General features: G+C 28.5%; 21 protein-coding genes. All 21 read right to left on the reverse strand.

The genetic code is table 11. From position 1 onward, the window contains the following. Positions 1 to 69: 69 nt before the first annotated feature. On the reverse strand, positions 70 to 1,410 hold the full coding sequence (locus tag IPM32_16120) for a response regulator SirA (protein ID MBK8946777.1): 1,341 nt from the start codon (positions 1,408 to 1,410) through the stop codon (positions 70 to 72). A gap of 20 nt (positions 1,411 to 1,430) precedes the next feature. Further along, positions 1,431 to 3,065 (reverse strand): MFS transporter, encoded by a 1,635-nt coding sequence (locus IPM32_16125; protein MBK8946778.1) that lies wholly within the window; start codon positions 3,063 to 3,065, stop codon positions 1,431 to 1,433. Positions 3,066 to 3,074: 9 nt separating this feature from the next. Then, positions 3,075 to 4,091, reverse strand: a complete 1,017-nt coding sequence (gene murB, locus IPM32_16130) for a UDP-N-acetylmuramate dehydrogenase (GenBank protein MBK8946779.1) — start codon at positions 4,089 to 4,091, stop codon at positions 3,075 to 3,077. Between the two features lie 3 nt (positions 4,092 to 4,094). Next, on the reverse strand, positions 4,095 to 6,476 hold the full coding sequence (locus IPM32_16135) for a DNA internalization-related competence protein ComEC/Rec2 (GenBank protein MBK8946780.1): 2,382 nt from the start codon (positions 6,474 to 6,476) through the stop codon (positions 4,095 to 4,097). Next, positions 6,476 to 7,375: a metalloenzyme gene (locus tag IPM32_16140; GenBank protein MBK8946781.1), complete on the reverse strand. Its 900-nt coding sequence runs from the start codon at positions 7,373 to 7,375 to the stop codon at positions 6,476 to 6,478. The genes IPM32_16135 and IPM32_16140 overlap by 1 nt, the downstream gene beginning before the upstream one ends. Before the next feature lie 46 nt (positions 7,376 to 7,421). Then, positions 7,422 to 7,871: a D-tyrosyl-tRNA(Tyr) deacylase gene (locus IPM32_16145; protein ID MBK8946782.1), complete on the reverse strand. Its 450-nt coding sequence runs from the start codon at positions 7,869 to 7,871 to the stop codon at positions 7,422 to 7,424. Continuing rightward, positions 7,868 to 8,719 (reverse strand): peptide chain release factor N(5)-glutamine methyltransferase, encoded by an 852-nt coding sequence (prmC, locus tag IPM32_16150; GenBank protein ID MBK8946783.1) that lies wholly within the window; start codon positions 8,717 to 8,719, stop codon positions 7,868 to 7,870. The genes IPM32_16145 and prmC overlap by 4 nt, the downstream gene beginning before the upstream one ends. Before the next feature lie 65 nt (positions 8,720 to 8,784). Then, positions 8,785 to 10,128, reverse strand: a complete 1,344-nt coding sequence (locus IPM32_16155) for a cytochrome c (protein ID MBK8946784.1) — start codon at positions 10,126 to 10,128, stop codon at positions 8,785 to 8,787. Positions 10,129 to 10,146: 18 nt separating this feature from the next. Beyond that, positions 10,147 to 11,073, reverse strand: coding sequence for a protoheme IX farnesyltransferase (locus IPM32_16160; GenBank protein ID MBK8946785.1), 927 nt, complete (start codon positions 11,071 to 11,073; stop codon positions 10,147 to 10,149). Then, positions 11,074 to 11,709 (reverse strand): cytochrome c oxidase subunit II, encoded by a 636-nt coding sequence (gene coxB / locus IPM32_16165; protein MBK8946786.1) that lies wholly within the window; start codon positions 11,707 to 11,709, stop codon positions 11,074 to 11,076. Between the two features lie 8 nt (positions 11,710 to 11,717). Continuing rightward, positions 11,718 to 12,011 (reverse strand): cytochrome C oxidase subunit IV family protein, encoded by a 294-nt coding sequence (locus IPM32_16170; GenBank protein ID MBK8946787.1) that lies wholly within the window; start codon positions 12,009 to 12,011, stop codon positions 11,718 to 11,720. 8 nt (positions 12,012 to 12,019) lie between these two features. Continuing rightward, entirely contained in the window at positions 12,020 to 12,640 is a 621-nt protein-coding gene (locus tag IPM32_16175) for a cytochrome c oxidase subunit 3 (protein ID MBK8946788.1), read from the reverse strand. After that, complete coding sequence (ctaD, locus tag IPM32_16180; protein MBK8946789.1) at positions 12,633 to 14,294, reverse strand: cytochrome c oxidase subunit I; 1,662 nt, start codon at positions 14,292 to 14,294, stop codon at positions 12,633 to 12,635. The genes IPM32_16175 and ctaD overlap by 8 nt, the downstream gene beginning before the upstream one ends. Positions 14,295 to 14,318: 24 nt before the next feature. After that, positions 14,319 to 15,101, reverse strand: a complete 783-nt coding sequence (locus tag IPM32_16185) for an SCO family protein (protein MBK8946790.1) — start codon at positions 15,099 to 15,101, stop codon at positions 14,319 to 14,321. 128 nt (positions 15,102 to 15,229) lie between these two features. Next, the gene (locus IPM32_16190; GenBank protein ID MBK8946791.1) at positions 15,230 to 16,234 is read right to left on the reverse strand and encodes a hypothetical protein; all 1,005 of its coding nucleotides are present in this window, start codon (positions 16,232 to 16,234) and stop codon (positions 15,230 to 15,232) included. A gap of 28 nt (positions 16,235 to 16,262) precedes the next feature. Next, positions 16,263 to 16,730 (reverse strand): hypothetical protein, encoded by a 468-nt coding sequence (locus IPM32_16195; GenBank protein MBK8946792.1) that lies wholly within the window; start codon positions 16,728 to 16,730, stop codon positions 16,263 to 16,265. Continuing rightward, a complete protein-coding gene (locus IPM32_16200; GenBank protein MBK8946793.1) occupies positions 16,727 to 16,924 on the reverse strand; it encodes a cytochrome c in 198 nt (65 codons plus the stop codon). Before IPM32_16200 ends, IPM32_16195 begins: the two co-directional genes overlap by 4 nt. A 284-nt stretch (positions 16,925 to 17,208) precedes the next feature. Then, the gene (locus IPM32_16205) at positions 17,209 to 18,240 is read right to left on the reverse strand and encodes a quinol:cytochrome C oxidoreductase (GenBank protein MBK8946794.1); all 1,032 of its coding nucleotides are present in this window, start codon (positions 18,238 to 18,240) and stop codon (positions 17,209 to 17,211) included. A 160-nt stretch (positions 18,241 to 18,400) separates the two neighbouring features. Next, on the reverse strand, positions 18,401 to 19,534 hold the full coding sequence (locus tag IPM32_16210) for a DUF3341 domain-containing protein (GenBank protein ID MBK8946795.1): 1,134 nt from the start codon (positions 19,532 to 19,534) through the stop codon (positions 18,401 to 18,403). Positions 19,535 to 19,536: 2 nt separating this feature from the next. Continuing rightward, positions 19,537 to 20,907 carry a polysulfide reductase NrfD gene (nrfD, locus tag IPM32_16215; protein ID MBK8946796.1) on the reverse strand — a complete coding sequence of 457 codons (1,371 nt, stop codon included), beginning with the start codon at positions 20,905 to 20,907 and terminating at the stop codon, positions 19,537 to 19,539. Then, positions 20,907 to 23,942, reverse strand: coding sequence for a Fe-S-cluster-containing hydrogenase (locus tag IPM32_16220; protein MBK8946797.1), 3,036 nt, complete (start codon positions 23,940 to 23,942; stop codon positions 20,907 to 20,909). Before IPM32_16220 ends, nrfD begins: the two co-directional genes overlap by 1 nt. Positions 23,943 to 23,946: the final 4 nt, after the last annotated feature.

A 23,946-nucleotide genomic window follows, 5' to 3' on the forward strand; every position in this document is an offset into this window, starting at 1 on the left:
ATCCTCCTTTATTTTTTGTAATAATCTTTTTTTATAATCGTATGTTTTAAAAGTTTTATAAACTAATCATTAGTATTTGTAAACACTTCCTCCAATGAATTCTCTTAAGACTGAATCTTTTGGAATTGGTGAATCATCACTTATTTCTACAATTTCTTCCATAAAATTTGCAATTCTTTTTGCTCGAATAAATGCATCTTCTTTAAGCGGATTATCTTTAAATTTTTCTTCCCAATTTTTAAACTGAGTAAAAAGCTTTGATTTATACAAAGATAATTCGTACGGCATTGCACTATTAATTATAAAATCCGCAGAGTTTGCAAAAGGAATAATATTTCTCAATTCACTTGATCTTACATAATGCCAATGTTCCAAAGTCTGCAAAGGATCATAAGCACGATGAACTGAATCACGTAGCATTCTTCTCATCAATCTAATATCTGTCCATTGAATATATTTATTATTTTTATCTTTCATTTGTAGCAAAGGCTCTAGATACAATTTGAACTTAACATCCCCGGAAATTTCTTTGCTGAATGCCGGAAATAATCCATGCAAGCTATCAATTAAAATAATTTCATTTTTCCCAAGTTTCATTGGCGTTTGATTTAAATATCTTTTGCCTAATTTAAAATCATAATATGGAATCATAACTTCTTCACCTTGAGAAAGTTTTAACAGATGATTATTTATTAATTCCAAATCAAGCGCTTGCGGAGTTTCAAAATCATAATCACCAAATTCATCCTTCGGATGATCTTCTAAATCGAAGAAATAATTATCAACATTAACAGTCGCAAATTTTAATCCATTTTTTTTGAGTCGTTCTTCAATTTTAATTGTCGTTGTTGTTTTTCCCGAAGATGATGGTCCGCTTATAAAAACCATTCTTAATTTATCACTTCGTTCTAAAATCATTTCTGCGGCAGTATCTAAATCATCTTCATACGCAGCTTCAGATTCATGAACAATATGCGGAAATTCATTGTTTGATATTCTTGAATTATATTTTTCGATAGTATTTAAATTATGTGTTGAAGCCCAATCTAAAACTCTCCAAATTTTTGCCCAAGGAATATTTTCATCCGGTTTTGATGCAATTTTAGCTTCGGACATTCTACTTTTATTTCTTTCATCACGATACAAAATAAATTCTTTTGCAACTTTTGCATGTCCGTTTTCAATTAGAATTTTTTCAACTGCATCTTGAATTTCTTCAATATGCGGATTATGATTTTCCGGAAATTTATTTTCTAAATATTCAATTACTTTATCAGCTAAAAATTCTGCACGTTCTTTATCTCTTCCGCCAACAGATATTGCGGCTCTATAAATTGCATTAACAATTCTAATTTTTGTGAAAGGTACAATTGCACCACTTCTTTTAATTACATTATTAAATTTTGACATTTAATACTCAAAATAAATTTTTAATCATTGTGTTTAACTTTAAAACCTTTTTGCATCCAGCCTTTTGCTAAAAGTAATCCAATTGGACTTATTATCGCAATTATTCCATAAATAAACCACATGGTTTCTGTATTTAATTCTGAAATTGGTGTATTATCCGGACAATATTTCATAATAAACCAACCGGAATAAAGACTTGTAATTACTTTAGTTAAAAACCATGGAAACTGTCCTATTCCCATATAAATACCAGTCATATTTTTTGGCGCAATTTCTGCAACCCATTGCAAGAATCTTGGTTGCCACATTGCTTCGCCGATTGTCATAATTATTAAATATGCCATAAGTGTTTCAAATGTTGGTCCTAATGCTAATATAAATGTTGGAAATGCCATTACAAATGTTCCAATTATCATCATGGTATACGTATCTTTTTTTGATGTTAAAGCAGTAACCATTGGTGTAAGTATAAAAATTAATATTGGGTTTAGGTTTACAAAAAATTCGAAATTTTCTCCCACAAATCCTTCAAAGGCGCGGCTTGTATAAAGCGGAATTGTAAGCCAATTATGTGCAAATAATGTTTGAACGAAAATTAGAATAAATACAAAGTATAAGAATCTTAAATCTTTTAATGGAAAATTTTTCAAGTAATATATAAACTTTTCTTTACCAGACATTTCTGCCATAGGATTACTTTCTTGTTTTCCATTTTTATCGGATTTTAAATCTACTAATGCTTTTGCCATTGCCTTTTTTGTGATGATAAAATATACTACAGCAATTCCGGCAACAGTTAATATTACATATACCCAAAATACACCTGTAATTTCAAATGCTTTACGAATTGGCGGAGAAATAATTCCGGGTAAAAATCCGCCAAGGTTCATAAGTGCGTAAAGCATTGCATAACCCATTGCTGAAGTTTTTTCATTTGTTAATTGCTTAACACCGGCATAGCAAGCCGGTTGATAAATTCCATAACCTAAAACTATTCCTAAAATTCCCAACATTGCATATATATGTGCGGAATTCCACAATCCCGGAATACCAATTTGAGGTGAAAGTGTTAAAATAATTCTTCCAACTAACATCAACATAAGTGCAATTAATAACGATTTTCTTAAACCGATCCAATCTACCGTTGCACCAAGAAATAACATTGCAATAGTAATTCCGGCGGTTAAAATTCCCACCATTCTTCCAGCATCAATATCATCTAAATTTATATAATCATTAAAAAATATTGCAAGTAAACCAACAACACCAAAATAAGTTAAGCCTTCCAAAACATAAGATAAATTTACTCCAAACAAAGCTTGAGAAGTTTTTGATAAATCAATAAATGGTTGTGTTAATTCCATAATTATATTATTAAAAAATGTTTGTTTTATGTCATCCGATTTTTGAAATTCACCGGAAAAAAATGCGAACAAAAATGCAAGAAGCGGAAAAGCCAATGCTATTAAGATTATTACAAAAGCATTTTCTTCATTTACGAAAAAATAAATTACCGCAATTGGAATTATTGCTGCAAAAGTTGATAGCAAAATTGCATTCAGATTTTTTTGAATTGCTAACCTTGCAGTTCCTAAAACAAAAAAAATGTAAAGAATTACTGAAAGTCCGACAAGTACAACATATAAATCTCTCATACCCCACCCTTAAATTATGTTTACTTCAAACTCAAGATCAATTTGAAATTTATTAAAAACTACCTTCTTTATTTCATCAGCTAAATTTAATATTTCGCTTCCGCTTGCATTTCCGTAATTCACAAGTACCAAAGCTTGTTTTGCATGAACTCCGGCATCATTAATTCTTTTTCCTTTAAATCCACAATTTTCAATTAACCAGCCAGCTGGAATTTTATAATTATTTTCATCAATCTTGTAAAATACTAAATCTGAATTTCCTAAAATTAATTTTTCGAAATGATTTTTTTTAATTGTTGGATTTTTGAAAAAGCTTCCCGCATTACCAATTTCATTTGGATTTGGTAATTTACTTGCGCGAATTTTTCTAACAATTTCACTAATCAATTTTACATCAAGATTTGGATAATTACCTTTTGTAATTTCATCTTGGATTGCTTTATAGGTTGGATTTATTTTAGGAGACAATTTAAGTTTTATTACAACTTTCGTAATTATAAATTTGTTCTTAAATTCTCTTTTAAAAATACTTTCGCGGTAACCAAATTTACACTCACTTTTTACAAATTTTATTTTATCATTTTTGTGTAAATCAATTCCTTCTAAACTTACAAAAACTTCTTCAAACTCAGTTCCGTAAGCACCAATATTTTGAATTGGTGCTGCGCCAACTGTTCCGGGAATCATTGAAAGATTTTCAATTCCACCATAATTTTTATTCACACAATAATTAACTAAATCATCCCAAATTTCACCGCTTCCAACTTCAATAATAATATCGTTTTCAGTTTTAGATATTTCTTTAATTCCTCTTATTCCAGACTGAAAAATTATTCCATTAAAATTTTGTGTAAATAAAATATTGCTTCCACCGCCAAGTATTAAAATATTTTCATCAATAATTTTATTTTCTTTTAAATATTCTTGAATTTCAATTTCACTAAAAAATCTAATTAACTTTTTTGCAGAATATCCAATTCCGAATGTGTTGAAATCTTTTAAAGAGATATTTTCAGAAATTTCCATTGATTAAAAATTTCTCCAATCAATATTATTTATTTCCTTTCCGTTTGATGATAATATAATTGCACCGCTTAAATCAGTACGAAGAATTTGAATTTTCTTTTCATTTAATTTTGCTAAAACTTCTTTTGCCGGATGATTAAATTTATTCATAATTCCGGCGCTAATAATTCCAATTTTGGGATTTACAATTTCTAAAAATTCATCGCTCGAAGAGTGTTTACTTCCATGATGTCCAATTTTTAAAACATCAGATTTTAATTTTGTAGAATAATTATCTATTAGAAAATCTTCCATTCCCAACTCAGCATCACCGACAAATAAAAATGAATTTTCACCATGCTCAATCTTCACAATTCCACTGTTATCATTGCTGCTAAAATTCAATGTATTTAATTTAGTTGTATCATTTAAAAAAGAAATTTTTACTTCGCCAATATTAAAAGTTGTATCTGAATAAAAGAAAGTATTCACATTATTTTTATCAAGAAACTTTTGATAAAGTTCATCCTTAATATTTTTATTTGTTTTCGGTCTATAAAGATTTTCAATCAAATTATTTTGAATTAAAAAAATACTTCCACCAAAATGATCCGAATCCAAATGTGAAATAAATGCAAAATCGATTTTATTAATCCCCAATCTTTTAAGCAAAGGATAAATTATAAATTCTCCACAATCAAAAAATTCGGTCGAATTTCCAGCATCAATTAAAGCGATTTTTTCATTTGGAAATTTAATTAAAAAAGAATCGCCTTGCCCAACATCAATTGTAAAAATTGTTAATTCATATTCCGAAAGAATATTTTTATTATCAAATTTACTAATTATAATTGCAACAATAATTACTGATGTTACTGAAATATACTTTTTAAGTTTAGTTAATTTTTTAAACGTGATGAAAATCAAAATAATAGAAATGTAAAAAATAATTCCATCATAAATTGAAAAGTTAAAAATATTGATATATGAAAAATCTAAATTGGAAAGCAATTTTATAAAATAAAATATTAAAGAAATTAAAAATGAATTTGCCACTGAGAATATTGATGCAAACGATATCGAAATTATACTAAGCAATAATGAAAGTACAGCAACTGCTACGATAATTCCGATCATCGGAATAACAATTAAGTTTGCAAATAATGATATAATTGATAGTTTATTAAAATAGTAAATTGTGAATGGTAAAGTTCCTATTTGTGCTGCCATTGAAACTGAAAAAAACAATAAAATATTTTTTACAATTTTATTTATTCTAAACGTTTTTAATTTTTTAGAAAAAAATGGATAAATAATAAGTATCGATAAAACCGCTGAAAACGAAAGTAAAAAACCCGGATTGAAAAGTTCACTTGGATTTAAAACCAAAATTATAAATGCTGCAATTGCAATTGAATTAAATCCGTTTGTACTTCTTCCGGATAATTTTGAAATGAAAAATAAAATTGCCATAATTGAAGCTCTAAAAACAGAAGGCAAACCACCAGTTAGAATTAAGAATAAAATTATTCCAATGATTGAAAAGTAATATTTGAATTTAATATTAATTCTTCCAGAAAGTAAAAAAATAATAATTGCAATAAATCCAACATGAAGCCCGGAAACAGCAAGAACATGAATTACTCCGGTGTTTGTAAATGCAGTTTTAGTTTCCGTATCAATATCGGATCTATCAGCAAGTAAAATTCCCTTTAGAAAGTATGAATATTCTTCAGAATATAATTCTTTAATTCTACTATCAATTAATTTTCTTACTTCATAAATTAAATTTGTTGCAAAATATTTTCTATCGTCGATAATTTCAAAATCATCATAATTATAACAACTTATTACTCCGGAAATCCCAATATTATTTAAGTATTCTTCATAATTAAACTCACCCGGATTTCTCTGATTTTTGGCTTTTGAAACTGTTCCGATAAATTTTATTTTATTCCCAATTTTTATTTCATCATAAATCTTTTCAACATTTTTTAAAGTATCTTTCCAGAAATTGCATAAAAATTTTTGATTGGAAATTTTTTGATTATTAAATTCTGATATGCTTAATTCAAAAGTGAGTTTCTTTTTCTTAATCAATTCAATATCATCAATTACAGCAACAATTTCTGCATTTGTAATTTTAGGAGATTCAAAAGGATATTTTGCAATTGTAAGTTTTTGAATATAAAGTGAAAAAATTCCCAGAATAATTGAAATAACTAAAATTAAAAATACATTTAATAGTTGATTCAAAATTTTGGGAAATATTATAAAAATGAGAAGTATAATTGCGCTGAAAATAATTGCTGTGAGAATTAAGGTAAAATTAAAATTGCAAATTTCTTGAAGTGTAATTCCTAAACAAAAAACAATTACGATTTTTATTATAGGAAATTTTTCCACTAATAAAGCTCCAGAATTGCATCCCTTATGTGTGATAAATTTGTAATTCTGTTTGATAATCTTTCTGCATATTTTCCGGCAGAAATTGTAAGCGCGGGATTTGTAGTGTGTGATTTTATTGAGATGTCTTCCAAATTTCCATGATCTGAACAAATTAGAATTGTAAAATTATCCGGAACATTTTTAATTACATAATACAAAAATTGATCAAGTACATTTAATCTTTCTTCAATTGTTTCAATATTTCTGCCATGACCAAGATGATCAGTTAAAAAATGTTCAAATAATGTAAAATGATTTTCCGATGCAATTTTAAATAATCTTTTCGCAGCAGTTTCCGGTTTTATAATCGGTAAAGAATATCCAAGTTTATTTACCCAGCCATCATTATCAATTTCTGCACTTAATGCTTCACCTTTTCTTAATTCAGTTGCACCATTTAATGGTACATTGCTTAACAAGCAACTTAGGCTTGTTACACTTAACCTTTTTTTCCCGGATTCTATATATTCAAAAAATACTTTTGGATAAGCATTAACAAAAGTTACTTTCTTCTTTTTCTTTTTGAACTTGGTAAAAATGTTTTGAATTTTAATTATTGGAACCAAACTTGAATGTGGAAAAGGTCCAAAATGATGCCCAACAATTCTTGCAGCATTTACTCCGCAGAAAATTGAAGTTTGTCCGGTTCCGCTTTGAGGTAAATCCGGTATTTCCATTACTGCATCAGTTGGGAAAATAAACCTTCCATCTTTCGAAATTTTTAGTTTATCTAAAGATGGAGTTTCACCAAAAAGTTCTGTAAATGTTTTGAAAGGATATTTGAAGAAAGGATTAATTTCGGGATCAGATTTACCAATCCCAACACCATCAAGAAATATTAAAATCGTTGAATGCAAATTTTAATCTTCTATATAAATTTAATAGTTTAAATTACAAATATAGTTACTTAGATTCAACAAGTACTGTTACTGGACCATCATTAATTATTTTCACTTCCATCATTGCCCCAAAAATTCCCATTTTTATTTTTGAACTGCCGAGAAGTTTTTTCATTTCTAAAATAAATAAATTATATAATTTTTCCGCTATTTCCGGTTTTGCAGCTTTATTAAAACTTGGTCTATTTCCTTTTTTTGTATCTCCATACAAAGTGAATTGAGAAATTATTAGAACTTCTCCATTATTATCTTTTACTGATAAATTCATTTTTTGGTTTTCATCTTCAAATATTCTAAGATTTGCACATTTCTCGGAAATATATAAAACTTCATTTTCAGTATCGTCTTCGCTTATTCCAAGTAAAATTACCATTCCTTGATTAATTTTTTCTAAATAAGAATTTTCTTTAACATAAACATGTCCCTCAGAAACACGCTGAACTAAAGCTCTCAATTTAATTCTCCTACAACAACTCGGTCAATTCCTAAATAATCTTTTGCAATCATAATATTTATAAAATTATTTTCTTTCAATATATTTTTCACTGATTCAGCTTGTGAAATTCCAACTTCATAAAATATTTTTCCTTTTGGCTTGAGCAACAATTTTGCTTTTTGCGAAATCATCTTATAGAAACTTAATCCATCATTAAAATCAGTCAAAGCAATTTTAGGTTCAAACTCTAATAATTCTTTTTCAAGCAAATTGTATTCTCGCAAATTAATATATGGCGGATTTGAAACTATCAAATCATATTGATTTTTTAAATAATTAAAATTTCTAAAATCATTTACAATAAAATTAATTCTATCTTCAACTGAATTTATTTTTGCATTTTGTTTTGCTATCTCAATTGCATCATTGCTTATATCAATAGAATCAATTTCCGAATGTGGAAAATTTTTTGCTAAAGAAATTGGAATATTTCCGCTGCCGGTTCCGATATCGAGAATTTTAGTATTTTTATTTTTTTCAGTTTGTAATAAAACTGTATCAATTAAGATTTCTGTTTCTTGTCGTGGAATTAATACATTTTCATTTACAATAAAGTTCAATCCATAAAATTCTACTTTTCCAATAATGTACTGAAGCGGTTCACGTTTTCCACGCCGTGAAATAAATTCTCTATACTTGTTAATTTCTAGATCTTTTAAAGGTTGGTCATATTTTAGATACAATTCCATGCGGTTACAATTTAATATGTTTGCAAGCAACAATTCGGCATTTAATCTTGGGGATTCAACTCCTTTCGATTTTAAATAATCCGCAGAACGTTCAATTAGTTCAAGAATAGAATACATGAAAAAAATAGAATAATGTTATATTAAACTGTAAAATTTTTTGCAAAAAAAGAAATTAAATAACTTTATTTTTTATTTTCTTCATAAATTTTTACAATGTATTCAGCAATTGCTTCGGCTTCTTTTGGCTTTAAACCTTGATTTGGCATTGCTGTAAAATCCGGATTTACTTTTCTTGGATTAAGTATAAAATCAACTAACTCTGCCCTTTTCCCATCATACTTTGGAAGAACATCGTTATAAGCTGGACCAACTAATTTCGTATCAAAACGATGACAAGCAATACATTTTGTATTATATATATCTTCACCTTTAACTTCAACAATTTCATTAATTCCGGCTTCCTCTTTTATTTTTAGAGCAAATAATTTATAAGCTTTTTCTTGTTCAAAAATATTTTCAACATTTTTTGTTTCAAATGCTTGCTGATCTTTATAAACCAATGCTGCCGCAAGTAATAAAAAAACTAAAACTGTTGATCCGCCTAAATTCATTTTGGAATCTTTATACATCAAATAGAACAAAACATTAATTACAAGCATTAGTAATAAAATTAAAATTCCGGTTATAAAAATTGCAAATGATAATGAATTATTTGGTGAGTTAATAAATGATAATACAAATAAAAATGGCTGAATAAAACTAAATATTAGTCCGGTTTTTAAACTGAAATTTTTAATAAAATTCAGATATTCACTTTTATATTTTTTTGCATCATTTTTGAAATATTTAAAAACTATTGCTGCACAAGTTATTGAAACTGAAAAACTTATATAAAAAAGAAAATATAAAAATGTATCAGTTGAAAATATAATTTCAAAAAAATCAATTTGTGTTTTTGGCGAGCTAACAATTTTAATTACACCTACTAATAAATAAGCTACAAATAATAATAAAGTAAATCCAATTATACCGGATTTTGAAAGTAATTTACTGTTACTTTTTCTAAGTTGTTCAAATTCACTTACTAAATTGTTATTTGAAATTTCTTTAACATTAACCAAGTTAAAAACATTTTTGAGTGTAAAGCTGTATTTATATATGTATAAATAAAAGAGTGATACGATAAATATCAAAAGTGTAAAAACTAAATCTGTGGTAAAATTTAATTTTGTTCCAAATAAAAGTTGAGCTAAAATAAAAATTAAACTTAGAAACGGAACTATACCAAGTGCAATTGATATCGTTTTGTTAATTGTAAAAAGGTCAATCAATTCTTTTGCAAAAATTAATGAATCGCGATTTTCATATTTTCTTCCTTTAATAAAATGCATTGTAGAAAATAATGAAGTTCCTATTAGAACACTTAAATAAGGAAGTAAAACTACTAAAGTTAAGAAAAACAAATATTCAAGTAGTAAAATATGAGTCGGTGATTGAGGAAAAACTATATCTTGAAATATTTCCATTAAAAATTTTCCTAAAATTTAAATTAAACTTTCAGTTGTGATTAACAAAAGTACACTTAAAACGTAAGCATTAATTATCAGAAATTTATTCCTAAAATTTTGCTTGGAATTGTTTTGCAAATTAAAAATTGTTAAAGCTAATGTTAAACTTCCAAAAATAATTAACAAAATATTTGAGAAAATTCCTTCCGATAATCTGACTTGAAAAAAAACATAGCTTGATAAAACCAAAATTAAAATCCAGAAATATGTAATTATCTTAATTTGCAAAAATGAAAAAATATTTGAAAGTGTTGGAAATCCGGCTTTTTTATATTGATCATCATACATTAAGATTAATAGCCAAAAGTGTGGAATTTGCCAAATAAATAAAAATCCAGCTAATGCTAAAATTTTGTATTCAAATATTTCTCCACCGGCAGCCGCCCAGCCAATCATTGGCGGAAGTGCGCCAACTAAAGATCCGGGAATTATAGCAAACGGTGTAATTAATTTTAGCGGAGTGTAAATTAAGTTATACCAAAGTAACGTAAAAATTCCCAAAGCGAGTACAATTTTTCCGCTAATAAATAAAATTACTGAACCAAAAAAAATTAATATCATTGAGGAAGTAAGTGCATATTTTGCAGAAATTCTTCCGGATGGAATTGGGCGCGTAATTGTTCTAGGCATTTTTCCATCTAAATTTCTTTCTTGATATTCATTCAAAGCGGAAGCACCAGCTGCTAAGAATAAAACTCCCAAAGTTACAATTAGCAAATCGAAATTAATTTTTGCATCAAAAAGAATAAATCCAACTGTAGTTGTTACAGAAACAAAAAAAGTAATTTTGAATTTTGTTAATTCTATCAAAATATTTTTATGCTTTACTAATGTTTGAAAAAAACTTTTTAAAGTTTCAATAATTCCGTTTTCAATTTGATTTGCTGTTACATTAACTGACATTTAATTCACTTTTTCATTTGTTACTAATTTAGGATTATTTGCTTCATACCATTTGTTGTAATCATTTTCTTCGAGAACAATTAATTTTGTGTACATTGCCGAGTGGTCAACTCCGCAATATTCCGCACATGCAATATTATAGCTTCCAACCTTTTCGGCAGTTAAAACCAAGTAATGTTGTTTTCCGCCAATCACATCTTGCTTAATTCTAAACGCCGGAATGTAAAGTGAGTGATTTACATCGGTGGAAATTAAATTTAATTTCACACTTCTATTTTTAGGAATATATAAAGTGTCCAAATTCAATCCGTTTTCATAAACAAAATCCCAATTCCACATTTTAGCTGTAACATTAATTTCTAAAGAATTAGCTGGAATATTTTTGAACTTTTTATAACCGATAAATCCATAATAAAACATCGTTAAAACAAGAATTGTGGGAATTATAAACCAAACCGTTTCTAGCAAAATACTTCCGTGAATATCAACGGGTTTATGTCCTTTTTTTCTATGGTATTTGAAAACAAAATAAACCATTAAAATTGAAATTCCGATTAAGAAAAATAGAGAAATGCTTACAACGTAAATCATTGTTGAATCAACAAAATCAGCATATGAATTTGGATTTGAATTCATAAATTTTTCTACCTATAGAAATAATCAAAAAATGTTAATGTAAAAATTACTATTAGTGTAAATCCGCTAATTGATAAGAAAACTTTGAAAACTGGATCTTCAAATTTAATGTGCATAAAAATATTAATAACAAGTGCTGATTTTATTGCAGCAATTGTTAATGCAATTCCAAGTGTGTAATCGCCTAAATTAATTCCGGCAATGGTTACAGTAATTGAAGTAAAAGCTATTAAACTTACCCAAACAAGTAAATACTTGCTGTAACTTATATTGTGATTTTCATGCGAATGTTTTTCCTGCACATTATCTCCTACTGAATTAAATAAAATAGTGGGAAAAGAAAAATCCAAATCAAATCAACTAAATGCCAATAAAGACCAGCATTTTCTAACTTAACATAATTGTTTTTATTTACTGATCCAGTAATTATAAATGCTAGAACAGTTGTTAGAAAAACTAGTCCAATTATAACATGCAAGCCGTGAAGTCCAGTCATAATGTAATATAAACCATAAAATAAAATTTGACCGTTTGGAAGATTTAATAAATGTTCACTTCCGGGATAAATTCCATGATGAATTTTTGCAGACCATTCAAAATATTTATTAATCATAAATGCGAAAGCTAAAATATTTGTCATTATTAAAAGTAAGATTGACAAAATTTTATTTCCTTTTTGCAAAGCTGCAATTGATAAAGCAACAGTTAAACTGCTTGTTAGTAAAATAATTGTGTTTAATGCACCAATTGTTGTATTCAATTCCATTGCAGCAACTCTGAATTGAGCAATATATTCATGTCGATAAACAGCATATATTAAAAATAAACCGCCAAATAATAAGAGTTCTGTAAAAAGAAATAACCACATTCCCATTCTGGAACCAACATCATCTCTATGCTTATGTGCAATTTGTGCAGAATGATTACTCATAAGTTTCTCCTTTGGGAATATATTTCATAGTTTTTAACTGACTAAAATCATATGGTTCGTGCGTTACTGTTGGAATTTCATCAAAATTTTCTAATGGTGGTGGAGAAGGTGTGTGCCATTCTAAAGTTACTCCTCCCCAAGGATTTGCAATAGATTTTTCTCCGCTTAACATTGCAGATACCAAATTGTAAATTATTAAAATTATAGTTAAAAACATTATCCAAGAACCAATTGTAGAAATTAATTGTAAGTCTGCAAATTCCGGAAGATAATCATAATATCTTCTTGGCATTCCCATATAACCTAAAATAAATTTTGGGAAATACAAAGTATTGAAAGCAATAAAAAATAATCCGGCATTAATTTTCGCAAGTTTTATATTATACATTTTGCCGGACATTTTAGGAAACCAATAATAAAGTGCAGCAAAAAATATTGTTCCAGTTCCGCCAAACATTACATAATGAAAATGTGCAACAACAAAGTATGTATCATGAACATGAATATTTGTAGCTAAAGTGCCCAAAACTAAACCGGTTAATCCACCAATAGTAAATAAGAAAATAAAATTCATCACCCATAAGAATGGCGGTTGCGGATCAATAGAACCCTTATAAAGTGTAGCAACCCAATTAAATACTTTTATTGCACTTGGCAATGCAACAATAAATGTTAAGAATGAAAAAATAATTGCGGCAGTATCACTCATTCCGCTTGTAAACATATGATGCGCCCAAACCAAATATCCAATAAATGCAATGGCTAAACTTGACATAGCAATTGCTCTGTAGCCAAAAATTGTTCTTCGCGCAAAAGTTGGAATAATTTCCGAAACAACTCCCATTGCCGGTAAAATCATTATATAAACAGCTGGATGTGAATAAATCCAAAACATATGTTGAAATAAAATTGGATCTCCGCCTAATGCCGGATCAAAAATTCCGACACCAAAATATCTTTCTAACATTACTAACAAAATTGTAATTCCTATCACCGGAGTAGCAATAATTTGAATCCACGCGGTTGCATATGTTGACCAAACAAATAATGGCATTTTAAAAAATGTCATTCCCGGAGCGCGTAATCTGTGAACTGTTGTAACAAAATTTAATCCGGTTAAAATTGATGAAAATCCTAAAACGAAGGCAGCAAAAATTGCGAGTGAAACATTTGTTGTAGTTCTAACGCTATAAGGCATATAAAAAGTCCAACCAGTATCTATCGGACCGCCTTTTACAAAAAGTGAAATTAAAACTAAAATTGCTCCAATTAAATAAATCCAAAATGACAATAAATTTAATCTAGGAAATGCAACATCTTTTGCTCCAAGTTGAAGTGGAAGAAAGAAATTTCCAAAAACTGCAGGAATTCCGGGAACGATAAATAAGAAAATCATAATTACACCGTGAAGTGTAAATATTGTATTATAAGTTTGTGCGTCCATAATTGTTCTGCCGGGAGCAATTAATTCTAATCGCATCAAAACTCCAAAAATTACACCAACAAAAAAGAATATAGCTATTGAGAATAAATACATAATACCAATTCTTTTATGGTCTGTACTTAAAAGCCAAGACAAAATTCCGTTTGCCTTTTTGGTAGTTCCTTCTTCAAAAAATGATTTTTCAGAAATAGCAATTGTACCGTTTGCCATCAAATCTCCTATAAATTCAATAATTTATGAATTAACGATTTTTTTCTTTTTAAAAATTGTTAAATATGCAAAGAAAAATCCAACTCCAATAAGCATTATTATTCCAACAATTCTTGTAATATTCAAAGTATAATTTCTTCCATCCGGATCATAACTAAAACAAAATTGTAACAATTTGGCAACTGTTGGATTTGTCTTCCCGGCTTTTGCATCAAGTAAAGCCATTTTTACATCAAACTGATTAAACTGTGACCCGAAAATATAACGCGAAATTTTTCTTTCCGGAGAAACTGTAATTAATCCGCCGGGATGTCTATATTCATCACCAATTTTTTGAAAATAAAATCCAGCTTGTGATGTAACTTTACTTATTGTTAAAGAATCTGTAACTAAAAAAGTCCAAGCATCATTTGGAAATTTCCTCTTTAATGAAGAAAGAAAATCCGTTTTAGATTGTGATGCAATTTTAGAAGTTTCTTCATTATCAATACTTATTGTTAAAACTTGAAAATCTTTTCCCGGTTCCAATTCTACTCTATCAACAACCCAAGCCAATTCTGTTAATGTACTGTTACAAATTCCGGGACATTCATAATAAACAAATGCCAATAAAGTTGGTTTTGTTATAACTTCAGATAATTTTACTATTTCCCCATCAGAATTTTTAAATATTAAATTTCCATCAAAAACATTACCTAATTTTTCATCAATTCCAATTTCAACATGTTTTCCTTCAGCAAAAATCAGAAATGAAAAAACTTCTATAAAAATAATAATGCAGAGTATTTGTCTTATTTTTTGGTTCAATTATTTCTCAAAATTGGATATAAAGTATAATTTAAATGAGTCAGAAATTATTTAATTTTTTCAAATTTTGCAATAAAAAGTAAACTAAATTTTTAAAACGATCAGATTTGAAAAAGGTTTTTGATCAGCTACGAAAATAAATTTAGAAACATTCCGGATTTTAAGTCATTTTTTTGATTTAATTTTTCGTTGTTTAGCTGCCCGTGATAAATTAACATTACAATCAATAACAAAATTGTTAAAACAATTTTATTACTTTTCACATTGTTTCCCTTGTACCGCAAATAAAATTGAACACTTGAAATAAGCATTAATGTCAAAACAATAATTGTTGAAATAAAATATGAAAAAGAAATTGCTTGAGCTGAAATTGATATAATAATGAGTACAAAAAGTAATGGTTGAATGAACGAAAATAAAATTCCGGATTTTGCCGAAAAATCTTTCCCGTAATCAGTAAAACTTAAATTGCTTTTTTGCTGATTTAATTTTACAATAATAATTGCTGGAGTTATTGCAAAGGAAATGGCTAGTAATAGTAAAAAATTTATAATACTGAAATTATTAAGTAAAATATCAAATGAATCAATTTGGATTGATTTATTTAACGCAAAGTTTACATAACTGAAAATTATATAAGTAGATTTAAACAGAAATAACAATCCTAACCAACCTCCAAAATTTAGTAATGAAATATTTTTCTTTTTTGATGTTACATCTACGTAGGTAATTTCATTTTTTTCAATTTTAAATATTGAAAAACTTCCTTTGTAAGTTAGGGAAAGAATAATTCCGGAGATATGTAATATGAAAGCAAAAAGTAAATCATCAGAATTTACATTTGCATAAATTTGATTAAATGTAATTAACAAAAATAAAGCTGGTAAAATTCCGATAAGAAAAACAAACCATTTTTTTTCTAATAAGATATTAATAATAAATTTTGAAAATGAAAGATGAGAATTTGATTTTAATAATTTCCCTTTTCTAAAATGAATCAACGAAAAAAATAATGACCCAATTAAAACACTAACAAAAGGAGTATAAAATAACAATGAAATAAAAAGTCCGTATTTTACAAAAAATAAATCCGTTAAATTTTCAACCGAAAACAAATTACTAAAAAGATTCAATTTTTAATTCCTAAAATTTATTAGAATTTCAACTTATTGCATTTGCAAGAACATTAAATAATTTAATTAATTCTTCTTTCGGTAATTCTACAATATTTGGTTTAAACCCATTTGCAACCGGAGAAATCATCAATTTATTTATAAATAATTCCGCATCTTTGTTTTGTGTGAAATCGCGATTAAAAACTGAAACTACTTTTTCTTTATCTAAAACATAATTATTGAAAATACTCAAAACTTGTTGATCAGTATTAGAATTAATTTTTTCCAAAACATTAACTATATTAGCTTTTACTAATTCTGATTCTTCAGCAATTTTTTTTGTTGCAGTTGCCAAACTAACATTATTTGGAGAAATAACTCCCTTTGACAGAGAATAAGTTTGATCTAAATCAGCAATTTCAGTATTTGTAACTTCCGGAAAATCTGACATTTTTCTAATGAATTGAATTATTGCAATTCGATCTGCAACTGGAATAAATTCGTAAGCAATCATTCCGGTATTTGGAACACCTTTTGTAATGTGTTAAATAATTTGGAAAATTCTCTTCCGTTTGTCCAACCATCTTTTTGATGAAAATTTCTTGGTTTAGGATTTAAAGCTGCGGCTGCAACGCCATCTCCGTTTCCATCTGCACCATGACAAGATGCACAATTTGTTTGATACAATGTGTTACCTTTTTCAACCATCTCATTTGTTGGATTTGAAATTAATCCCAAATCAACAGCCGGAAGCACACCACCTTTTTTTACCGCAACATCAACATTAATTTCTAAAGAATCTGTATAAATTGCCGGAACAGAATTGAAAGAAGTTTTATCCAAATTTTGGATAAAATAAATTCCAACTATTAAAAATAAAAAGGCATAGTAAGGAAAAATCCAACCAAATAATCTTGAGGGAGATTTTGGTAATTCTTTAAAGTTTATTTCCGTTTCAAAACTATTTTTTTCATCCATAATTCAGCTCTTGATTAAAGTCGAAAATCAATTCCTCTTTTTAATTTTGGATCACCAATAGGAATTAAATTTACGCTTTTTGATTTTATTGAAAAAACTAAAAATACAATTCCAAATGCAAGTAAGAAAAATCCTAATTCAATCCATCCTAAAGAAACTCCGTTTGGACTAAAAGTTGGAATTACTAAAAAATACAAATCCATAAAATGAGCAACTAAAAGCCAAATTGTCATAAATTTCAATCGCTTTCCATTTGTTTTTGCTGGCTGTGAAACTAGCGCGAAAAACGGAATAACAAAATGAATAAAAATAAATACAACTGTAAAAATAAGCCAACTGCCTTCCCATCTTTTGATAAACCAAAAAGTTTCTTCGGGAAGATTTGCATACCAAATTAGCATAAATTGACTGAATGCAATATAAGCCCAAAAGTTTACAAATCCGTAAAGCAATGCACCAAAACTATAATAATGATCGGTAACAATTCCATTCACAAACATTCCTTTTTCATGAAGATAAACAACAAGAAAAGTAATAATTGCTAATGATGATATAAAAGTTCCCGCAAAATAATAAACTCCGTAAATTGTAGAAAACCAATGCGGTTCTAGACTCATCATCCAATCAATTGCAGAAAATGTAATTGTAATTGCAAAAAATGGGATGAAAATTGCAGATAATTTAATATTCTTTTTTGTTAATGATTGATCTTTATTAAAATCTTGTTTTTGTGAATTTCTGGAAATCAGAAAATAAAATAATATCCAAATAACAAAATATCCTACAATTCTAATGGTGAAAAATGCTTCATTCAAATACGGACTTTTTTGCGAAAGAATTTTATCATTTGCAACAACATCCAAGTGCGTCCAATGATAAACATCATGCAGATTGAAATAAATTGGTATTGCTAAAAACGGAACTACCAATAATAATGAAGAAAGTATTTCTGCAATTCTTCTAAATGGAGTGCTCCAAACTGCGCCGCTGATGTATTCAATTGCTACTAAAAAAAGTGAGCCTAATCCAATACTTGTAACAAACATTAATAGAATAATATTGTTAAACGCACTTCTTGTTGCATCTGTTAAATATGCAAATACTACAAGAATAAATCCAATAACTGTAAGCCCAATAGCAACATTATTAAAAAAGGTGGCAATGCTTTTTTTGAATATTCAATTTCATTGTTTGTAACAGAACTCATTATAAATCAGACTCCTTAGCATTTAATGATCTTTGGAGAACACGAATATAATTTATTACAGCCCATCTTTCTTCTCTTGAAAGCTGTGAAATATATGATGGCATTACATTTTGTCCTTCAACAATTACATGATAAATTCTTCCATCCGACCAACTCCTAACTTTTTCTGAATGCAAACTTGGCGGATTTGGAAATTGTCCGCGCAATCTGCTATCTCCTTCTGCTAAATAACCGTGACAAGGACTGCAATATATATTATATTTATTTTTTCCAATTGCTAAGTTCTCTTCATTCGGAATAATTGGATTTGACAATAACTTAGCGGCATCATCTGGTTTGTCTTTAAATTGATAAGGTAAATATCCTCTTGCAACAGAACCTTCAACCGGTTTTAGCATTCCAGAACCATTTTCATTTAATTCCGAAGTTGATTGTGCAATTACTTTTTCTTGTTTATCCATCCAATTAAAAGGAACAATATAAAGCAATTTATTCATATGTAAATAAGCTGAAATGGAAACAAAAATTGCAACTCCAACCAAAAAAGCAATGAACTTTGGGTCAGCAATAGATGGTTTAAAACTAACTTCTTCTTTATCAAAATAAATTGGTTCAATTACGGATGCATGAAGCTTTTTAAATAATTCCTTAACTTCATTTTCGTTAAAAATGGGATCAACAGCTTCAATATAAATTCCATATTTATCTGAAGAAACATTTTTCATATAATTTGTATCGTGCAAAGGATGTCTATTATTCGGCAATTTGAAAAAGAAAAATAGTAATGCTGCAACAGTTGTTAAAGTTGCAAGTAATACAGTTATTTCAAACGTAATTGGAATAAAAGCTGGTAAAGGGAAAAATGGTTTCCCTCCAATAACAATTGGATAATCAATTCCCATCATCCAACCCATCATCAACAAAGCTAAAACAATTCCACTTAATCCGGCAAAGAGAGTTACAAATCCAAGTTTTGATGGAGGCAATTTCATAGCATCATCCATTCCATGCACTGGATATGGAGTATTTACATCAAATTTAGTATAACCTTTTTCCGCAACAAATTTTGCAGCATGAATAATTTCATCTGGCGTATTAAATAATGCGGTGTAGGAATATAATTTTTCACTCATTTTTAATGATCTCCGTGTGATGGCTGCGCACCATCAACAACAGCTTTAACTTCCGAAATTGAAACAACAGGTAATGATTTTGTAAATAGTAAAACTAAGGTAAAAAATAAACCAAAACTTCCAATTAATAGTGAAGCATCGGTGAGTGTTGGTTTGAAATATCCCCAGCTTGATGGTAAATAGTCTCTGGATAAGGAAGTAACGGTTATTACAAATCTTTCAAACCACATTCCAACATTTACAAAAACTGCAATTACAAACATAATTGGAATTGATCTTCTTATTTTCTTAAACCAAAAAAGTTGAGGAATAAAAACATTGCATGAAAACATTATCCAATATGCCCAAGAATAATCACCAAAAGCTCTATTTATAAAAGTAAAATATTCAGCTTGAACTCCGCCATACCATGCTATAAAAAATTCCATTGAATATGCGTAACCAACTAACATTCCGGTAAGCAGCATAATTTTATTCATCTTTTCTAAAGTGTCGAGAGTAATAATGTGTTCATAATTAAAAATTTTACGAATAAAAATCAGCACATTTTGAACCATCGCAAAACCGGAAAAAACTGCACCGGCAACAAAGTACGGCGGGAAAATAGTTGTGTGCCATCCGGGTAAAACTGAAACGGCAAAGTCAAAACTTACAATTGTGTGAACTGATAATACAAGCGGAGTTGCAAATCCGGCAAGAATTAAATAAGTTAATTCATAATTTTGCCAATGACGATTTGAATGTCTCCATCCCAAACTTGAAATTGAATAAATAATTTTCTTAATTTTATTTGCAGTACGATCTCTGAGAGTCGCAAAATCCGGAATTAATCCAATATACCAAAATACAAATGAAACCGTAAAATAAGTTGAAACAGCAAAAACATCCCAAAGTAAAGGGGACGTAAAATTAACCCATAATGAATGCTGGTTTGGATAAGGTAATAAATATACTGCTGCAATCCATGGTCTACCAGTATGTAAAATTGGAAAAATCATTGCGGTAATTACAGCAAAAATTGTCATACCTTCAGCAAATCGTGCAATCCCGGTTCTCCATTTTTGCCTAAATAAAAATAGAATTGCAGATATTAAAGTTCCCGCGTGACCAATACCAATCCAAAAAACAAAATTCACAATAGGAAATCCCCAGCCAACAGGATTATTATTTCCCCACAATCCCGTTCCGTAAAACAATGATAATAAAACCCCAATTGCTCCAATTGTTAACATTGTTAATGTTACTGATAAAGCTAAATAAAACTTTTTATCAGGTTTAGAATCAAGAGGTTTAGAAATAATTTCATCTAGTGATCTTAACGGCGGTTTGCCTTCAACGACAGAAAATTCTTTTGAAAAATCTATACTACTCACTAAACTTCCTCCGAATGAGTATTTCTAATTTTAGCTATATATGTGATATTTGGAACTACATTTAATTCTTCCAAAACATGATAACTCAATTCATGTTCTCGATATTTATTTATGAAAGAATCCTTGTTATTCATATCTCCAAATTCTATTGCATTTGCCGGACATGCAGTTTGGCAAGCGGTTTTAACTTCATTTGCATTTAATGATCTATTTTCTCTAATTGCATTTTCTCTTGCAAGCATTATATTTTGAACACAGAATGAACATTTTTCAATTACACCACGCGATCTGACAGTCACCTCAGGATTATTAACCAAATATGTCAATTCATTATCATAATGAGCATCAGCAAAATTATCTCTGAAATTATAAAAATTAAATCTTCTTACTTTATACGGACAGTTATTTGCGCAATATCTTGTTCCAACACATCTATTATATGCCATTTGATTTAATCCATCGGGACTATGATTTGTAGCATTTACCGGACAAACATTTTCGCACGGTGCATTATCACAATGTTGGCATAGCATTGGTTGATTACTAACAATCGGTTCTTCTGGAGTTCCGCTGTAATATCTATCAATTCTTATCCAATGCATTTCTCTTCCGCGTGAAACTTGATCTTTACCAACAACCGGAACATTATTTTCAACATTACAAGAACTAACACATTCCGAGCAGCCTAAACATTTGTTTAGATCAATGCTCATAGCCCATTTTTCATTTTTATATTCATGAGATTTTGTGATACTGAAAATTTCATGTTTGTGTTCTTTAAGAAAATTCGGATTCTTTTTATACTCTTCTAAAGTACCTTCTTGAATAATATTTCTGATTCTATGAAAATCTTTTACAGATTCATCATCCAAAGAATGATGCTCTTGAGTTGAAGCAAGTTTATAAGTTTCGCCGGTTTTGTTTATTGATGCACCAGTTAAAATATAATTTGAAATATTATTTTCAGATAATAATTCATTTAAACTAAAACCTACTTCGTTTGCAACTTCGCCGCTGAACTTTCGTCCATAACCAAGCTCAACAGCAACCAGATCATCCGCCATTCCGGGTTGAATAAAAATTGGTAATCTTACTTTTTTATTATTTACATTAACATCAACTAAGTCATCATAAGTTACACTTAGTCTTTCTGCAGTTAGCGGAGAAACTGCTGCAAAATTATCCCAAGTAATTTTTGTAACTGGATGCGGTAATTCTTGAAGCCAGCCATTGTTTGAATATTTTCCATTTCCAATATTGTAATTGTTTTGAAGTAAAACAGTAAGCTGATTTGTTTTTGTAATATCTTTCTTAAAAATTGTCTGATCAATTATTTTATAAGATTCTGCAAGTTTAGAAACTTTCAAAATTCCATCATGTAATGCTGTATTCCAATATGTATTAAAATCTGCGGCGGAATTACTTGTTACGTAAATATTGTTTTTAAATTCATCCAAAATATAAGAATGATAATTTGGATTTTCTTTCCCTAACCAATTTAAAATAATTTCTTCTTTTTGCTTTGTTTCAAATAATGGAGTAATAACTGGCTGCTGAAGCGATAAATGTCCATTTCTTGTTTGATGAATTCCCCAAGATTCCAAATAATTATTTGCAGCTAAAACATATTGTGAAATTTCAGAAGTTTCATTTGGTACTTCCGAAATACAAATTGTTGTTTTTAAATTTTGAAAAATTTCCTTTAAGCCTAATGATTCCGGTAAATCATAAATTGGATTTGCATCAAATGAAATTACAGCTCCAATATTTCCCTTTTTTGCTTCTGAAACAAATTTTTTAATTTCGTCTGATTTAGTTAAATCAGAATTAACTAAAAATCCGTTTTCAAAATCATATAAATTTTGGTTACCTAAAAGTTCATTAATCAAGTTTACCATAAAATGGACTTCTGAACTTAAAACATCACCAGCATGCAGAATTGAATTTGATTTATTTTCTTTTAAATCATTTGCAAGTAATTTTAATTTCTTCAAATTCAAACTAGTTTTTGCAGCAAAATTTTCAAGAGAAGAACTAGAAATTGAAGAAGAAATATTTTCTGCAATTTCTGAAAAATTTACGGCGCCAATTTTTATTAACTCATTTAATAAACTTTGTAAAAACTCGAATTGTAAAACGGGATTTAATCTAAATCTTTCATCAGCGTTCATTCCGGTTAAAGACATTGCACCTTCAACTGCATATAGTTTGTTGATATCATTATTTTTAACAATATCTTTGCCTTCTGTAAATTTCAATCTATTTTCAACAGTGTTTCCTTCTTTACCTAAAAAATCAGATTCCAGTGCAACTATTACTTTGGCTTTATCCCATTTAATTGAAGGAATAATATTTTGATTGAAACTCTGCTTCCAAGAATTTATTCTATTTGAATTATTTGATAATTGTGTATAATAAATTTTTGAAGTTGGATATTTTAACTTAAATTCATCCAAAACTTTTTTTGATGTAGATGAAGTTAATGGATTAGTAAAAACTGAAATTTCCTTATTCGCAGAATTTACTTCATTTAAAATATTTATAATTTTTTCATTAATAATTTGCCAAGATGTTTTTATTTTAGAAATTGTTGGAAATTGTAATCTATCCGGATCATAGAGATTTAATATGCTTGAATGAACTTTTGATGGAATTTTTCCCTTGTTTATTGGATCATCGGGATTTCCTTCAATTTTAATTGGTCTGCCTTCTCTTGTTTTTACTAAAATTCCATAACTTAATCCATCTTCGGAAAATGTCGATGCATAATAAGTTGGTTTTCCAGGTAAAATTTCTTCGGGCCGTTTTACATAAGGTACAATTTCACCTTTATCTCTGTAATCGGTACATGCTGTTGTAACATAAGCTGTTGAAGCAGCTAAAACTGCAAGAAATTTTCTTCTTGAAAAAGTTGACATTTGTGCCGGATCAAAATCATCGGTAACTCCATTTTTAAATTCATGAAGTTTTTCTTCTAAGATTAGAGGATCATTTTCAAATTCTTTGATACTTTTCCAGATATTTTTCGTTCCGATTTTA

Source organism: Ignavibacteriota bacterium, from assembly GCA_016716225.1.
Lineage (GTDB): Bacteria > Bacteroidota > Ignavibacteria > Ignavibacteriales > Melioribacteraceae.

What these genes read in the sequence shown, in the direction of transcription:
- ctaD (MBK8946789.1), bottom strand. Translation starts at nt 14,294, where the DNA reads ATGGCAAACGGTACAATTGCTATTTCTGAAAAATCATTTTTTGAAGAA.
- IPM32_16125 (MBK8946778.1), bottom strand. Translation starts at nt 3,065, where the DNA reads ATGAGAGATTTATATGTTGTACTTGTCGGACTTTCAGTAATTCTTTAC.
- IPM32_16210 (MBK8946795.1), bottom strand. Translation starts at nt 19,534, where the DNA reads ATGAGTGAAAAATTATATTCCTACACCGCATTATTTAATACGCCAGAT.
- IPM32_16195 (MBK8946792.1), bottom strand. Translation starts at nt 16,730, where the DNA reads ATGATTGCTTACGAATTTATTCCAGTTGCAGATCGAATTGCAATAATT.
- IPM32_16205 (MBK8946794.1), bottom strand. Translation starts at nt 18,240, where the DNA reads ATGTTTGTTACAAGTATTGGATTAGGCTCACTTTTTTTAGTAGCAATT.
- IPM32_16160 (MBK8946785.1), bottom strand. Translation starts at nt 11,073, where the DNA reads ATGTCAGTTAATGTAACAGCAAATCAAATTGAAAACGGAATTATTGAA.
- IPM32_16155 (MBK8946784.1), bottom strand. Translation starts at nt 10,128, where the DNA reads ATGGAAATATTTCAAGATATAGTTTTTCCTCAATCACCGACTCATATT.
- murB (MBK8946779.1), bottom strand. Translation starts at nt 4,091, where the DNA reads ATGGAAATTTCTGAAAATATCTCTTTAAAAGATTTCAACACATTCGGA.
- prmC (MBK8946783.1), bottom strand. Translation starts at nt 8,719, where the DNA reads ATGTATTCTATTCTTGAACTAATTGAACGTTCTGCGGATTATTTAAAA.
- IPM32_16200 (MBK8946793.1), bottom strand. Translation starts at nt 16,924, where the DNA reads ATGGTTGAAAAAGGTAACACATTGTATCAAACAAATTGTGCATCTTGT.
- IPM32_16120 (MBK8946777.1), bottom strand. Translation starts at nt 1,410, where the DNA reads ATGTCAAAATTTAATAATGTAATTAAAAGAAGTGGTGCAATTGTACCT.
- coxB (MBK8946786.1), bottom strand. Translation starts at nt 11,709, where the DNA reads ATGAATTCAAATCCAAATTCATATGCTGATTTTGTTGATTCAACAATG.
- IPM32_16175 (MBK8946788.1), bottom strand. Translation starts at nt 12,640, where the DNA reads ATGAGTAATCATTCTGCACAAATTGCACATAAGCATAGAGATGATGTT.